At 63.4% G+C, this 13,570-nt stretch carries 15 protein-coding genes; 5 read left to right on the top strand and 10 right to left on the bottom strand.

What is annotated here, in order from left to right:
* Positions 1-27: 27 nt before the first annotated feature.
* The 7 genes from pcaG to pcaR form a co-directional block, all read right to left on the bottom strand.
* The gene (gene pcaG / locus BM382_RS15045) at positions 28-594 is read right to left on the bottom strand and encodes a protocatechuate 3,4-dioxygenase subunit alpha (protein WP_053156683.1); all 567 of its coding nucleotides are present in this window, start codon (positions 592-594) and stop codon (positions 28-30) included.
* A gap of 1 nt (position 595) precedes the next feature.
* Positions 596-1,300, bottom strand: coding sequence for a protocatechuate 3,4-dioxygenase subunit beta (pcaH, locus tag BM382_RS15040; RefSeq protein WP_041116326.1), 705 nt, complete (start codon positions 1,298-1,300; stop codon positions 596-598).
* Between the two features lie 37 nt (positions 1,301-1,337).
* Positions 1,338-2,543 (bottom strand): 3-oxoadipyl-CoA thiolase, encoded by a 1,206-nt coding sequence (pcaF, locus tag BM382_RS15035; RefSeq protein ID WP_170866331.1) that lies wholly within the window; start codon positions 2,541-2,543, stop codon positions 1,338-1,340.
* Positions 2,540-3,319 carry a CoA-transferase subunit beta gene (locus tag BM382_RS15030; RefSeq protein ID WP_011059660.1) on the bottom strand — a complete coding sequence of 260 codons (780 nt, stop codon included), beginning with the start codon at positions 3,317-3,319 and terminating at the stop codon, positions 2,540-2,542. Before BM382_RS15030 ends, pcaF begins: the two co-directional genes overlap by 4 nt.
* Positions 3,319-4,176 (bottom strand): CoA transferase subunit A, encoded by an 858-nt coding sequence (locus BM382_RS15025; protein ID WP_072443197.1) that lies wholly within the window; start codon positions 4,174-4,176, stop codon positions 3,319-3,321. The genes BM382_RS15030 and BM382_RS15025 overlap by 1 nt, the downstream gene beginning before the upstream one ends.
* A 307-nt stretch (positions 4,177-4,483) precedes the next feature.
* Complete coding sequence (locus BM382_RS15015) at positions 4,484-5,830, bottom strand: 4-hydroxybenzoate transporter PcaK (RefSeq protein WP_011059658.1); 1,347 nt, start codon at positions 5,828-5,830, stop codon at positions 4,484-4,486.
* Positions 5,831-6,117: 287 nt separating this feature from the next.
* Positions 6,118-6,960, bottom strand: coding sequence for a pca regulon transcriptional regulator PcaR (gene pcaR / locus BM382_RS15010; RefSeq protein WP_011059657.1), 843 nt, complete (start codon positions 6,958-6,960; stop codon positions 6,118-6,120).
* Positions 6,961-7,646: 686 nt separating this feature from the next.
* Between pcaR and BM382_RS15005 the strand changes: the two genes are divergently transcribed.
* Together BM382_RS15005 and BM382_RS15000 are read left to right on the top strand one after the other, a co-directional pair.
* A complete protein-coding gene (locus BM382_RS15005; RefSeq protein WP_011059656.1) occupies positions 7,647-7,847 on the top strand; it encodes a hypothetical protein in 201 nt (66 codons plus the stop codon).
* A gap of 377 nt (positions 7,848-8,224) precedes the next feature.
* Positions 8,225-9,700: an inorganic phosphate transporter gene (locus BM382_RS15000; RefSeq protein ID WP_011059655.1), complete on the top strand. Its 1,476-nt coding sequence runs from the start codon at positions 8,225-8,227 to the stop codon at positions 9,698-9,700.
* Positions 9,701-9,833: 133 nt separating this feature from the next.
* On the opposite strand, the gene ccoM is transcribed toward BM382_RS15000, so the two are convergent.
* Positions 9,834-9,950: a cytochrome c oxidase subunit CcoM gene (gene ccoM / locus BM382_RS32240; protein ID WP_015634423.1), complete on the bottom strand. Its 117-nt coding sequence runs from the start codon at positions 9,948-9,950 to the stop codon at positions 9,834-9,836.
* A gap of 144 nt (positions 9,951-10,094) precedes the next feature.
* Entirely contained in the window at positions 10,095-10,277 is a 183-nt protein-coding gene (locus tag BM382_RS14995; RefSeq protein WP_011059654.1) for a hypothetical protein, read from the bottom strand.
* A gap of 178 nt (positions 10,278-10,455) precedes the next feature.
* On the opposite strand from BM382_RS14995, the gene gcvA reads away from it, so the two are divergent.
* From gcvA to BM382_RS14980, 3 genes are all read left to right on the top strand, one after another.
* The gene (gene gcvA, locus BM382_RS14990; RefSeq protein ID WP_072443301.1) at positions 10,456-11,325 is read left to right on the top strand and encodes a transcriptional regulator GcvA; all 870 of its coding nucleotides are present in this window, start codon (positions 10,456-10,458) and stop codon (positions 11,323-11,325) included.
* A gap of 88 nt (positions 11,326-11,413) precedes the next feature.
* A complete protein-coding gene (locus BM382_RS14985) occupies positions 11,414-11,884 on the top strand; it encodes a RidA family protein (protein ID WP_011059652.1) in 471 nt (156 codons plus the stop codon).
* Positions 11,884-13,086: an aminotransferase class V-fold PLP-dependent enzyme gene (locus BM382_RS14980; protein ID WP_072443195.1), complete on the top strand. Its 1,203-nt coding sequence runs from the start codon at positions 11,884-11,886 to the stop codon at positions 13,084-13,086. The genes BM382_RS14985 and BM382_RS14980 overlap by 1 nt, the downstream gene beginning before the upstream one ends.
* Here BM382_RS14980 and BM382_RS14975 read toward each other — a convergent pair.
* Complete coding sequence (locus tag BM382_RS14975) at positions 13,083-13,424, bottom strand: hypothetical protein (protein ID WP_011059650.1); 342 nt, start codon at positions 13,422-13,424, stop codon at positions 13,083-13,085. The two genes, BM382_RS14980 and BM382_RS14975, sit on opposite strands and share 4 nt — an antisense overlap.
* Positions 13,425-13,570: the final 146 nt, after the last annotated feature.

Raw genomic sequence — 13,570 nt, 5'->3', positions numbered from 1 at the left:
CCGCGGCAGTGGCCACACAAGGCCGGGTCAGTAGTCGAAGAACACGGTTTCGGCGTCAGTACCCTGGAGGATCACGTTCCACTGGTAGTGACCGTCAGCATCGGCCTTGGCCAGCAAGGTGCCTCGGCGCTCCTCGGGCACGCAGGCCAGCAGCGGATCGCTGGCGTTGGCCGGCTCCCCCTCGAAGTAGATGCGGGTCAGCAGGTGCTTGACCAAACCGCGGGCGAACACCAGTACCACCAGATGCGGGGCCTGGGTCGTGCCTTTCAGGCCCGGCACCGTGCCCGGCTTGATGGTGGTGAAGCGAAAGCGCCCTTCGGCGTCCACCGGCACCCGGCCAAACCCCTGGAAGTTCGGGTCCAGGGGTTTGGCCTGATCGTCTTCGGGGTGGCGGTACTTGCCGGCGGCGTTGGCTTGCCAGACTTCCAGCATGGCGTCGTTGACGAAGTTGCCGTTGCCGTCCACCACCTGGCCGGTGATCGCCACCCGCTCGCCCAGGGTGCCTTCCTCGGTCAGGTCTTCGCGGTTCAGCCAGGTCAGGCCGATGTGGTAGTAGGGGCCGACGGTGTGGGATGTAGTCGCGGTCAGGGTCACGTTATTTCTCCATCGGCGTGGCGTCGCGGCCGCGCAGGACAATGTCCCAACGGTAACCGAGGGCGTAGGAAGGAATGGTTTTCTCCAGGTCGAAGCTGGCGATCAGGCGTTCCTTGGCGCGGGTGTCCGGCACGCAGTTGTAGATCGGGTCATAAGCCAGCAGCGGGTCGCCAGGGAAATACATCTGGGTCACCAGGCGGGTAAGAATGCTCGGCCCGAACAGCGAAAAATGGATATGCGCCGGGCGCCAGGCATTGTGGTGGTTGCCCCAGGGGTAGGCCCCGGGCTTGATGGTCTGGAACTGGTACCAGCCGTCGGCGTCGGTCACGGTGCGCCCGGTGCCGGTGAAGTTCGGGTCCAGGGGCGCATCGTGCAAGTCGCGGTCGTGGTTGTAGCGACCGGCCGCGTTGGCCTGCCAGATCTCCACCAGGATGCCCGGCACCGGCAGGCCGTTCTCGTCCAGAACCCGGCCGTGGATGATGATGCGCTCGCCCTGGGGCTGCCCTTCGTGCTGGGCCGTCAGGTCGTTGTCCCGTTCCTGGATCGACTCGGCGCCGATGCTCGGGCCGGTGATTTCCGACAGCGAGTGGGGAATGAACACCAGCGGCTTGGACGGCGAGCGGGTGTTGGTCGACTGGTAGGCCGGGTGCAGGTAATCAGGCTGAGTGCCCGCTTGCGGGCGCCGGTAACCGGGCTTGTCACTCATGGTGGTTCCTCGTTCTCTTCTTATATAAGGCAGGCAGTCAAACGCGCTCGATAGCCAGCGCCAGCCCTTGGCCGACGCCGACGCACATGGTCGCCAGGCCTTTTTTACCGCCGCTCTTTTCCAGCTGATGCAAAGCCGTCAGCACCAACCGCGCACCGCTCATGCCCAGGGGGTGGCCCAGGGCAATCGCGCCGCCGTTGGGATTGACCTGGGGCGCATCGTCCGCCAGGCCCAGCTCGCGCAGCACCGCCAAGCCCTGGCTGGCGAAGGCTTCGTTGAGTTCGATCACGTCGAAGTCGCTGACCGCCACGCCCAGGCGCTCGATCAGCTTGCGCACTGCCGGCACCGGGCCGATGCCCATGACCCGCGGCGCAACCCCGGCGCTGGCCATGCCCAGTACTCGCGCACGCGGGGTCAGGCCGTGTTTCTTGACGGCTTCGGCCGAGGCCAGGATCAGCGCCGCCGCACCGTCGTTGACCCCGGAGGCATTGCCGGCGGTGACGGTCTTGTCCGGGCCGTTGACCGGCTTGAGCTTGGCCAAGGCTTCCAGGGTGGTGTCGGCACGGGGATGCTCGTCCTGCTCCACCACTGTCTCGCCCTTCTTGTGGGCGATGCGCACCGCAACGATTTCCTCAGCGAAGAAACCGGCGGCCTGGGCCGCCGCGGCACGCTGCTGGCTGCGCAGGGCGAAGGCGTCCTGGTCAGCGCGGGACACTTTGTAGTCATCCGCCACGTTGTCGGCGGTCTGCGGCATGGCATCCACACCGTACTGGGCCTTCATCAGCGGGTTGATGAAACGCCAGCCGATGGTGGTGTCTTCCAGCTTCATGTTGCGCGAAAAGGCGGTATCGGCCTTGCCCATGACAAAGGGCGCGCGGGACATGGACTCGACGCCACCGGCAATCGCCAGCTCCATCTCGCCGCTGGCAATGGCGCGGAACGCCGTGCCGATGGCGTCCATGCCCGAGGCGCAGAGACGGTTGAGGGTGACGCCGGGCACGCTGTCCGGCAGGCCCGCCAGCAGCAGAGCCATGCGCGCCACGTTGCGGTTGTCCTCGCCGGCCTGGTTGGCGCAGCCGAGGAACACCTCGTCCACGGAGCTCCAGTCCACGCTGGGGTTGCGCTCCATCAAGGCCTTGATCGGCAGCGCCGCCAGGTCGTCAGCGCGCACTGTCGAGAGGCCGCCACCAAAACGGCCGATGGGGGTGCGAATGGCATCGCAGATGAATACGTCGCGCATCAGGCTTCTCCAGGGGCTTGGCCATGGGCCGCGGCGGTGCGCGCTTCCAGGTCACGCAGGGCGGTCAGTTCAACCTCGGTGGGTGCTGCGGTCTCGGCCACCTGGTCGGCGAAGCGGATCGCCCAGCCAGTGGCGGCCACCACCTGCTCGCGGGTCACGCCCGGATGCAGCGAAGTGACGATGAATTCGTGGGTACCGGCTTCCGGCTCCATGATGCACAGGTCGGTGATGATCCCCACCGGCCCCGCCCCTGGCAGGCCCAGGCGCTTGCGCGAATCGCCGCCTTCGCCGTGGCCGACCGAAGTCACGAAGTCGAGCTTGTCGACGAAGGAGCGCGAGGATTGCTTGAGGATGATCAGCACGCTCTTGGCCGAACCGGCGATCTCCGGAGCACCGCCGGCGCCCGGCAGGCGCACCTTGGGCCGGTGGTAGTCGCCGACCACGGTGGTGTTGATATTGCCGAAACGGTCAACCTGGGCCGCGCCAAGGAAACCCACGTCGATGCGCCCGCCCTGCAGCCAGTAGCGGAAGATCTCGCCGGTAGGCACCACGGTGTCGGCGGTTTCCGCCAGCTCGCCGTCACCGATAGAAAGTGGCAGGACGCTGGGCTTGGCGCCGATCGGGCCGGACTCGTAGATCAGCACCACGTCCGGTGATGAGGTCAGGCGTGCCAGGTTGGCGGCCTTGGACGGCAGGCCGATGCCGACGAAGCACACCGAGCCGTTCTGCAAGCGACGGGCCGCGGCCACGGTCATCATTTCATTGGTGGAGTAGGTCATTACTGGGCCTCCGAAGCTGCGGCCAGCTTGGCCTGGAATTCGCTGAAATCGGCACTGCCGTGGATGTATTCGTTGATCCAGGCGGTGAACGCGTCACGGTCGCGGGCGATCGGGTCCCAGGCCTGGTAGAAGCGGTTGTCGCGCTCGGAGTAGCCGTGGGCGTAGGACGGATGGGCGCCACCAGGCACATGGCAGACCGCGCTCAGCGCCCAGGTCGGCAGTACGCAGGCGTTCATCGGCGCGTTCAGGTCGTCGACGATTTCCTCGACGGTGACGATGCAGCGCTTGGCGGCCAGGGCGGCCTCTTTCTGTACCCCGAGAATGCCCCACAGCAGCACGTTGCCCTTGCGGTCGGCCTTCTGCGCGTGGATTACCGTGACGTCCGGGCGCACCGAAGGCACCGCCGCCAGCACTTCACCGGTAAACGGGCAGGTCACGGTCTTGATCAGGGGGTTGACCTTGGGCAGGTCGGAACCAGCGTAGGCCCGCAGGACGGCAAAGGGCAGGCCCGAGGCGCCGGCAACATAGGCGTTGGCCAGGTCGGCGTGGCTGTGTTCCTCGATCTCCAGGGGCTGTGGCCATTGCTTTTCCACGGCGTCGCGCAGGCGGTGCAGGGAGCCCACGCCCGGGTTGCCCCCCCAGGAGAAAATCAGCTTGCGAGCGCAACCGGCACCGATCAACTGGTCGTAGATCAGGTCAGGGGTCATGCGCACCAGGGTCAGGTCTTTCTTGCCCTGGCGGATGATTTCATGACCTGCGGCCGTAGGAATCAGGTGGGTGAAGCCTTCGAGCGCGACGGTGTCGCCGTCGTTGACGAATTGCTTCACCGCGTCGTGCAGCGAAAGGATTTCAGCCATGGATGGGGTCTCCCGATTGTTATTCAGCGACTGGAGAAAAAGGCGCTCTGGGCGCGCCGCAGTGACTGAAGATTAAGCCGGGGCCAAACCCCAAACAATCCGATAATCGACTGAGCGTTCGATTATCGAACAGATTGTTGCAGGGCTATCGATTGCTTTTCCTCAACCCCGCAACAGCCCTGCCGGCCTTCTGGGGCCGCTGCCGCGGGCGAGGATAACGTTCGAAGAACCCTCTGCGCCCTTCAGGAGCAGCGGGCCCTTCGAGCCCGGTCGCAGCTTGCGGCAGCGGCTACAGGGTAGTCCGCGCTCAGGTCGCGTCTGCGTGACTGACCATGCCCTTGATCACCACCGCAGTGGTGGCCAGGGCCGCCGGAATCACCAGGGCAGTCAGCACTTGTTCGAAGTTCCAGCCCAGGCCCAGCAGGGTCGCTCCCATCCACGCACCGAGAATGGCGCCGAAACGGCCGATGCCAAGCATCCAGGAGACCCCGGTGGCACGCCCCTGGGTCGGGTAGAAGCGCGCGGCCAACGACGGCATTGCCGATTGCGCACCGTTGACACACATGCCGGCGATCAGCACCAGGGTGGCCAACAGGGTGATGTTGCCCAGACTCTGCCCGACGGCGTAGGCAAAGACCCCAGCCAGCAGGTAGAAACAGCCGATCACCTTGTGCGGGTTGAAACGGTCCATGGCCCAGCCCACGGCCACCGCGCTGAGGACGCCGCCAAACTGGAACAGGGCGCCGATAAAGGCCGCCTGTTCCATGCTCGCCCCGCTGTCGCGCATCAGGGTCGGCAGCCAGCTGGTGAGCAGGTAGACAATCACCAGCCCCATGAAATAGGTCAGCCACAGCAACAGGGTGCCGACGCTATAGGTGCCGGAGAAAATCACCGCGAACACGTTGCGCGCCTTCACGGTCTTCTGTTCCGGCACGCTGAAGCTGCCAGCCTCGCCGACTATGGCCGGGGCAATCGGCGCCAGGGTCTTGCGCACCTTGTCGGTGCCGCGATTACGCACCACCAGGTAACGCGCGGACTCCGGCAGCCAGAGCACCAGCACCAGAGCCAGGATCAGCGGCAGGACCCCGCCGATCAGCAGCAGGCTGTGCCAGCCGAAGGCCGGGATCAGCTTGGCGGAAATGAAACCGCCGCCGGCCATGCCCAGGTTGAAACCGCAGAACATGCTGGTCACCAGCAACGACTTGTGGCGTTCGGGGGTGTATTCCGAAAGCAGCGTGGTGGCGTTGGGCATGCCCGCCCCCAGGCCCAGGCCGGTAAGGAAACGCAGGACCAGCAACTGGTCGACGTTGGTGCTGTAGGCCGAAGCCAGGCTGAAGGCACCAAACAGCAGCACCGCCCCCACCAGCACCACCTTGCGGCCGAAACGGTCGGCCAGGGGGCCGGAGCCCAGGGCGCCGAAGACCATGCCGATCAATGCAGCGCTCATGACCGGGCCGAGGCTGGCGCGGTCGATGCCCCAGTCCTGGGACAGCGCCGGGGCGATGAAGCCCATGGCCGCGGTGTCCAGGCCATCGAGGAAGACAATCAGGAAACACAGGATCACCACGCGCCACTGGTAACGGGACAGCGGCTGGGCATTGATGAAGGACTGCACATCAAGGCAGTTCCCTACAGCGGATTGGGGTTGGTTCATTGTTGTTATTTCCACGCTAAAACGCAGGCGAGCACAGGCCGCCAGGGCTGATCAGGTCACTAAAGGGGTGGCGATATCAGGCGATGCGAGCGGGACGGCAGGAACGGTCGCGGCAACGACGCAGGGAAAGCGTGCTCATGAGTGTTGGCCTCTTCTTTATTATTGGGCGGGCCACCAGCGGCGGGCGAAGATGCCAGCTTGCCGCCGATGACGCTGCCGCGACATTAATGAGCCAGGGGAAACAGCGTCAATTCGCCAAAGGCGTATCTGTGCGTTTATCGAACAGCTTAAGCAAACAACTGCGCGCTCAGATCGCGGCTGGCGCTCAGCAAACCGGGGAGAAAGCGCTGCTCCAGCTCGGCACGGCTGACCCGCCCGGCGTGGGTACTGACGTTCAGCGCCGCCAGCACCTGGCCGGAAGCGTCATACACCGGTACCGCAATGGAGCGCAGGCCCTGCTCCAGTTCCTGATCAACGATGCACCAGCCCTGCTGGCGCACTTGCTGCAGGCACTCCAGCAAGGCTTCCGGGGTGTGCAGGGTGCGGCTGGTCTTGGCTTGCAGGTCCGCATGGTCGAGGTATTCGTGCAGCGACGAATCGTCCAGGGCCGCGAGAAGGATGCGCCCCATGGAGGTGCAATAGGCTGGCAAGCGACCGCCGACAGACAGGTCGACCGAGATCAGCCGCTGGGTCGTGGCGGAACGGGCGATGTAGAGAATGTCGTCGCCTTCCAGGGTGGCCATGTTGCACGCCTCGTGCAGTTGCTCGCTCATGCGGTCCAGGTAGGGCTGGGCGGAGACCGCCAGAGGCGTCGACGAAAGATAGGCGTGGCCCAGGGTCAGCACCTTGGGCAGCAATGAATAGGTACGCCCGTCGGTGGTGGCGTAACCCAGCTTGATCAGGGTGTGCAGGCAACGGCGCACCGCAGCCCGGGGGATTTCCGTGCGATGGCTGATCTGGGCGATGGTCAAGTGCCGCTTGCGCTCCTGGAACGCCTGCACCACCGCCAGGCCCCGGGCCAGAGAGGTCATGAAATCCGGGTCACCGGTCAACGCCTGAATCCTCTTTGCCGCAGACGCCACGATCGGCGGGGCCACTGAGGTAAAGGAATTACGCATCTGATCGTTCATTTCAGGCTCTCTGCGACGAAATTCTTCGGTATTACAAGCCGTATTGGCGAAGAAGCACAAGCTGGGGCCGGCAACATTGGGCGATTATCGAACCATCGGCCGATAATCGCAATCCGCCAAGCCTGGCATCCGCGGCAGTGAGCCCGTGGGTTTATTGCAAAAAACCATAGTAATAATCACCAGTGGAATGCCCGGTTATCCCGAGTCTTTTGCAACCGACCACTTGCATCAAGATGCAGACTCCCCATATAGACTTGTACCAGCGGAGTAAGAATCAGGCTTTCCTCGTGTAGGAAATGATTAGAACTTTTGTGTCACAAAACGCTCACAATAAAGTTGGTCATTTTAAACTTGCCACCCATAGAGTTATTCTTCGCCGAAGCTATACTGCCGGAGTGAGGAATGTGGAGTCAGTTGCCCCATGCTCCTCTCTCGGGTGACTTGAGACGGTAATCGGTCACCTGCCGCAAGCGCTTGACCCCTAACCAGATTCGGCCAGCCCGCTTGCAACCAACAACACTGTTGCTACGACAGTTGTTTTCATCCGGTGACGTGGCCGCATGCAATTAACGGCACGCTTGAGAGACTCGAAGTCAAGGCCAGACTGGCACTGACTTCAGCTCCGCGTAGATGCCCGCAAGCAATGCGTCGCACCGGACTGGACCTTCACTCAATTAGGTAACACTGTGACGAAAGATGAACTGCGCGCGGAACTTGAGCGCCAGGAGCAACGTTACAAGGAAGTTTACGGCGGCGAGATCACCCGTTATGCCGCCCAGCCGGAACCTGAACGCAAACCTTGGCGCAAACGCGCCAGTATTCTCGATCAGGCCTTCACCCAAGAACTGCAAAAGATGGAAAAAGAGCTCAAGGCCGAACAGCCGTAATGCTGGCAGCCTGACTCATTCAGGGCTTGCTCTACTTGCCCGCCCGATCATCCCGGCGGCCAGGCAGACCATTGATGCTCGTTACCCCGGGCCCATGGCCATCTCGCCCATCCACAGCGAGAGAGGCTACCGGGCAAGCCCTTTGGTTGAAATTTCATACACGCGTTTTAACCCTCTGATTTCCGCGCCCAGGCCATCGGATTGACCGCTCGTGCCCAATAAACTCAATGGCTTGCCGTGTTTGAGGGGTATGTGCGAAAACTCTGCTCCCGGTCAGTTTTTTCGTTGAAGAATGTTACCGGCGAGCACCTTGTGCATTGATTAGCGGGGTTTTCTGGCATAATCGCGCCCCCTTATGACCGGGTCAGAAAACCTTCATGATCGATTTATTCAGCGGACTGGATGCTTGGGTGCTTGTGAGCCTCTTGCTCGCCCTGGCTTTTGTCCTCGCCTACGAGTTCATCAACGGCTTTCATGACACCGCAAATGCGGTTGCCACTGTTATCTACACCAAGGCCATGCCGCCGCACCTGGCCGTGTTCTTCTCCGGTGTGTTCAATTTCCTCGGTGTGCTGCTGGGCGGGGTTGGCGTGGCCTATGCCATCGTCCACCTGCTGCCGGTCGAGCTGCTGATCAACGTCAACACCGGCCACGGCCTGGCCATGGTCTTCTCGTTGCTCGCCGCGGCCATTACCTGGAACCTGGGCACCTGGTATTTCGGCATTCCGGCCTCCAGTTCCCATACCCTGATCGGCTCCATCCTCGGTGTCGGCCTGGCCAATGCCCTGCTCAGCGACATCCCCCTGGGGGATGGCGTGAACTGGCAGAAGGCAATCGACATCGGCGCTTCCCTGGTGTTCTCGCCGATGGCGGGCTTCATTATTGCAGCGCTGGTACTGATCGGCCTGAAATGGTGGCGGCCGATTTCGAAGATGCACAAGACTCCGGAACAGCGCCGCAAGGTCGATGACAAGAAGCACCCGCCGTTCTGGAACCGCCTGGTACTGGTGATCTCGGCCATGGCCGTGAGCTTCGTGCACGGCTCCAACGACGGCCAGAAAGGCATCGGCCTGATCATGCTGGTACTGATTGGTATCGTGCCTGCCCAGTTCGTGATGGACCTCAACAGCACCACCTACCAGATCGAGCGCACCCGCGACGCCACCCTGCACCTGAGCCAGTTCTACGAGCGCAATCACGAGTCCCTGGGTGAGTTCCTGGCCCTGGGCAAAAGCGTGAAAGACGACCTGCCGGGCAAGTTCCGCTGCAATCCGCAGCAAACCGAACCGACCATCGCCGCGCTCCTGAGCAGCCTCAAGGGCGTTTCCGACTACCATTCGTTGTCGCCGGAAAGCCGCATCGAAGTGCGTCGCTACCTGCTTTGCCTGGATGACACCGCGAAAAAGGTCGGCAAGCTGCCAGGCATCTCGGCCCGTGAAAAGGCCGACCTGGACAAGCTGCGCAAAGACTTGACCGCCACCACCGAATACGCACCGTTCTGGGTCATCCTGGCTGTCGCCCTGGCTCTGGGCCTGGGCACCATGATCGGCTGGAAGCGCGTAGTGCAGACCATTGGCGAGAAGATCGGCAAGCAGGGCATGACCTACGCCCAGGGCATGTCGGCACAGATCACCGCCGCCGGCCTGATCGGCCTGGCGAACATCTTCAGCCTGCCGGTTTCCACCACCCACGTACTTTCCTCCGGCGTGGCCGGGACCATGGTCGCCAACAAGAGCGGCCTGCAGAGCGGAACGGTACGGACCATCCTCCTGGCCTGGGTCCTGACCCTGCCGGCGACCGTGGCCCTGTCCGCCGGCCTGTTCTGGGCAGCCTCCAAGATCCTGGGTACCTGATACCCCAGCCGGCAACAAAAAAGGTGCGTCCCCAGGGACGCACCTTTTTTATGCCTTGAGCTTTCTTGCAGGCAAAAAAAAGGGCAACCGAAGTTGCCCAAAATGCCTTGCGTGCTCGTTGCCCTGGAAAGACTTAAGGCTTCTTGCGCTTATTCGCGTCTTTCCAGATAAAGAATCCAAACCCTGCGAAAAACAGAACCATGAGGCCGACAGTCAGCACTCCGGCGATCACCACATTGTCGAAAAACATGACTGGCCTCCTGCTCTTGCCCTGTTGCGATGGGGCTAAGTTAACCAAACGGGAGGCGGGGGAAATTGACCGGGGTCAATGTCGCCCATGACTGGGCGCGAGGAAGGGGGAATAAGTGACTTGCATCAACAGAAAGCGCCCAGATCAGCGCTTTTTCGGTTTGTTTTTCGGTTTTTTCTTGGCCTTGCCCAAGGGCATGGCGTGCTCGAATGCCTGGCGTACTTCGTTCAGGCGCTTTTCATTGAGATCATGCACACGCTTGGCACGCTCGGCGTTCAGGTCGATCAGCTTGTCGTCTTGATTCATGGCTTGGCTTGCATCACTCATGGTCTATATCGGCCGCACGCCTTGAAGCAGCGGGCGGCCCTGGCGAATGTGCCAATAATGCGACGTGGCGCCGCACCTGACCAGTGATCAGACCAAGGCGACTGCAATAAAGTCGCTGCCGGGAAGACTTTTTATCCGCACAATGGCCGCCCCTCCCCACAGGAAACCGCATGTGGAAATGCCCAAGCACCTGCCCCCGCTGCTGGCCCTGCGCGCCTTCGAGGCCGTGGCCCGGCACCTGAGTTTCAGCAAGGCGGCCCGGGAACTGTGCGTCAGCCAGAGCGCGGTCAGCCATCAAGTGCACAAACTCGAACAGCACCTGGGCCAGCCGCTGTTTGTACGACGCACCCGGGCCATCGACCTGACCACCGCCGGCGCCAGCTATTACCAACAGATCCAGCCGGCCCTGGAGCAGATCGCCGAAGCCACCCGGACGCTGTTGGCAGCAGAGCCATCGCAGGTTCTGCGCATCGGCCTGCTGGCCTCCTTCGCCACCTTGTGGCTGGCGCCGCGCCTGGCGGACTTCAGCCGCCGCCACCCTCAGATCCAGCTGGAGCTGCAACCGGCCATCAACCTGGCAGATGTGGCCGGTGCCGAGGTCGACCTGGCCATTCGCTATGGCAAGGGCCACTGGCCCAACGTCCAGGCCACACGCTTTCTCGCCGAGCAACTGTCACCGGTGTGCAGCCCCGAGTTCAAGGCCGGAGCCCTGGCCAACGGCACCTTGCTGATGGCCCGCTCCCACCGGCCCTTTGAATGGGACGACTGGAGCAGGCAGAACACCGTCGACCTCAGCCCTCACCCCAGCGTCATGCTCCACGACTACAACATCGTGGTGGAAGCGGCGGTGGCCGGCCAGGGCATCGCCATGGGCCGCCGCCAGTTGATCCGGCGCCACCTTGCCCAGGGCCGCCTGGTGGATGCCTTCGACCTCCCGGCTCTGCACAACGATCAGATCGGCTACTGGCTGGTGACCGCCGAAGGTCCGGCGAATCCGGCGGTGCAGTGCTTCGCCCAATGGCTGCTGGAGCAAGGGAGCGACCCATGAAAAATTCAGATACGTCGGATTAGATCTATCCGTTTGTCGCCCCCAGCCTGAACACCGATGCTGCAAGCCTTCCATTCGAGGACTTGCCATGCGCGACTCTCTGCAGCAACGAGTGCAACAACTGGGTCTTGAACTGCCGATCCCCGGCCAGCCGATCGCCAACTACGTCAACCATGCCCAGAGCCAGAACCTGCTGTTCATCTCCGGGCAAACACCGCAAGCAGAGCAGCATCCCCATCTGCTGGGCCGGCTCGGTGACAACCTCAGCATCGAGCAGGGTGCCCAGGCCGCGGAACTGGCGGCCCTGGCCCTGCTGGCGCAACTCTCGGCGGCCCTGGGGGACGACTTGTCGAGGCTGCAACGCATCAGCCGGCTGGGGGTGTTCATTGCCGCCAGCGCCGACTTCAAGGGCCATGGCCAGGTCGCCAATGGCGCCTCCAACCTGCTGGTCAATGCCCTGGGCGAGAAAGGCCGGCATGCCCGCACTTCGGTGGGCGTCGCCAGCCTGCCTGCCGGCGTCGCCGTGGAGGTCGACGGGATTTTCGAGCTCAAGCCGTGATGCCCCTGAACCCGGACCACATCGCCCGGCTACGGGCGGCCACACCGGGTTGCACCCGGGTCTGTCACTTCAACCATGCCGGGGGGTCCCTGCCCAGCCAGGGCACCCTGGACGCCATGTCCGGGCAACTGCAGCGGGAGGCCCACAGCGGGCCGATGGAAGCGGCCGGCGCCGGCGCCCAGTTGCAGGAGCAGGCGCGACAGACCGCCGCCCGAGTGCTCAACACCTGCCCGCAAGCCATCGCCTTTACCAGCAGTGGTTCGGCGGCCTGGGGCATGGCCTTCAACGCCCTGCCCGCCTGGCAGCCGGGCGACCGGATCCTGGTGGGGCGCCAGGAATGGGCCGGCAACCTGGCCTGCATGGCCCCGGCCGTGGCCGCCGGCGCGCAGCTGGAAGTCATTCCCTGTGACAGCCACGGTGCGGTTTCAGTCCCGGCCCTGGAGTCCATGCTCGACTCCCGGGTACGCCTCATCGCCTTGACCTGGCTACCGGCCAATGGCGGGCTGATCAACCCGGCCGCAGCCATCGGCCAACTGGCGCGCCAATGGCGCATCCCCTACTTCATCGATGCCGGCCAGGCGCTGGGGCAGGTGCCCTGCGACGTGCAGGCGCTCAACTGCGATGTGCTCAAGGGCGCGGGGCGCAAGTACCTGCGCGGCCCGCGAGGCACGGCCCTGCTCTATATAAGGCCCGGCTTCCTCGAGCAGTTGAATCCGCTGCCGCGGGACGTGCTGTCGGCGCCCTGGGACGGCCAGGGCTTCGCTCTGCGCAACGATGCCCGGCGCTTTGAAACCAGTGAAGTGTCGATGGTTCTGCTGGCTGGCCTGGCCAATGCCCTGCAGGAGTTCGAAAGCATCGGCGTGGCCGCCATTGCGCAAAGGATCAATGCCTTGAGCGAGCCGCTGCGCAAGAAGCTGCAGCGCTTGCCCGGCCTGCAACTCCAGGACCTGGGCAGCCCGGGGCAGCAATCGGGCCTGATCGCCTTCACTCTCGAAGGTTGGGACGGGCTGGCACTCAAGGAGGAACTGGCGCGGCGCGGCATCAATATCGGCGCCAATGGCGTCAACTACACACCACTGGACATGCAGGCCCGAGGCCTGGGCAACATTGCCCGGATCGCCTTGAGTTACTTCAATACACAAGAGGAAATCGAGCGCCTGTTGCAGGCCCTCGGGGAACTGGCGGGGAACAAGCGCTCCTAGACCTCGACATCCACCCACAGGCCCTGGCGCGGAGCATCTTCGATCAACGGCACCACCGGCACGGTGTTGTCGGCGTTCAGTTCATCGCCGGGCACTGCCAGGTGCTCTTCGGGGTCGTCCTCGGCCTCACGCTCACGGCGCTGCTTCTGTTGCTGGCGCCGCTGTTCCTCGCGCAGCAGCAGGGCGGACTCCTCGGGGTCGCGCTTTTGCAGGTCGATGGTGCTTTCGTTGGAGCTTTCCTGCACCGGTACCACAGGCGGGATGTCCGGTCGCTGGCGGATCGGATCCTGCTGGGCGGTGATCGGCACGGCACTCAAGGGGAGCATCGGTGGCAGCATATTATTGGTCTCCTGTCGGCAGGCTGTCGGCTGCGGCATGGGCGACTTGAGCCATCGGTCGCAAAACTGTGACCCAGTCGTCAGCCGATAGTGCCCCGCCACCCGACGAATGCACGCCGTACGCTACCTTTTAATCCAGGGGATTG

Origin of the sequence: Pseudomonas sp. NFPP25 (assembly GCF_900116505.1) — a bacterium.
Lineage (GTDB): Bacteria > Pseudomonadota > Gammaproteobacteria > Pseudomonadales > Pseudomonadaceae > Aquipseudomonas > Aquipseudomonas protegens.
This window is presented reverse-complemented; position numbering and strand designations above follow the sequence as displayed.

Excerpts from the sequence above, each read along its gene's own strand:
- BM382_RS15025 (WP_072443197.1), bottom strand. The coding sequence starts at position 4,176 with ATGGCTGAAATCCTTTCGCTGCACGACGCGGTGAAGCAATTCGTCAAC.
- ccoM (WP_015634423.1), bottom strand. The coding sequence starts at position 9,950 with ATGTTTTTCGACAATGTGGTGATCGCCGGAGTGCTGACTGTCGGCCTC.
- BM382_RS14980 (WP_072443195.1), top strand. The coding sequence starts at position 11,884 with ATGCCCCTGAACCCGGACCACATCGCCCGGCTACGGGCGGCCACACCG.
- pcaR (WP_011059657.1), bottom strand. The coding sequence starts at position 6,960 with ATGAACGATCAGATGCGTAATTCCTTTACCTCAGTGGCCCCGCCGATC.
- BM382_RS14995 (WP_011059654.1), bottom strand. The coding sequence starts at position 10,277 with ATGAGTGATGCAAGCCAAGCCATGAATCAAGACGACAAGCTGATCGAC.
- pcaH (WP_041116326.1), bottom strand. The coding sequence starts at position 1,300 with ATGAGTGACAAGCCCGGTTACCGGCGCCCGCAAGCGGGCACTCAGCCT.
- BM382_RS15015 (WP_011059658.1), bottom strand. The coding sequence starts at position 5,830 with ATGAACCAACCCCAATCCGCTGTAGGGAACTGCCTTGATGTGCAGTCC.
- BM382_RS15030 (WP_011059660.1), bottom strand. The coding sequence starts at position 3,319 with ATGACCTACTCCACCAATGAAATGATGACCGTGGCCGCGGCCCGTCGC.
- BM382_RS15000 (WP_011059655.1), top strand. The coding sequence starts at position 8,225 with ATGATCGATTTATTCAGCGGACTGGATGCTTGGGTGCTTGTGAGCCTC.
- BM382_RS14975 (WP_011059650.1), bottom strand. The coding sequence starts at position 13,424 with ATGCTGCCACCGATGCTCCCCTTGAGTGCCGTGCCGATCACCGCCCAG.
- gcvA (WP_072443301.1), top strand. The coding sequence starts at position 10,456 with ATGCCCAAGCACCTGCCCCCGCTGCTGGCCCTGCGCGCCTTCGAGGCC.
- BM382_RS14985 (WP_011059652.1), top strand. The coding sequence starts at position 11,414 with ATGCGCGACTCTCTGCAGCAACGAGTGCAACAACTGGGTCTTGAACTG.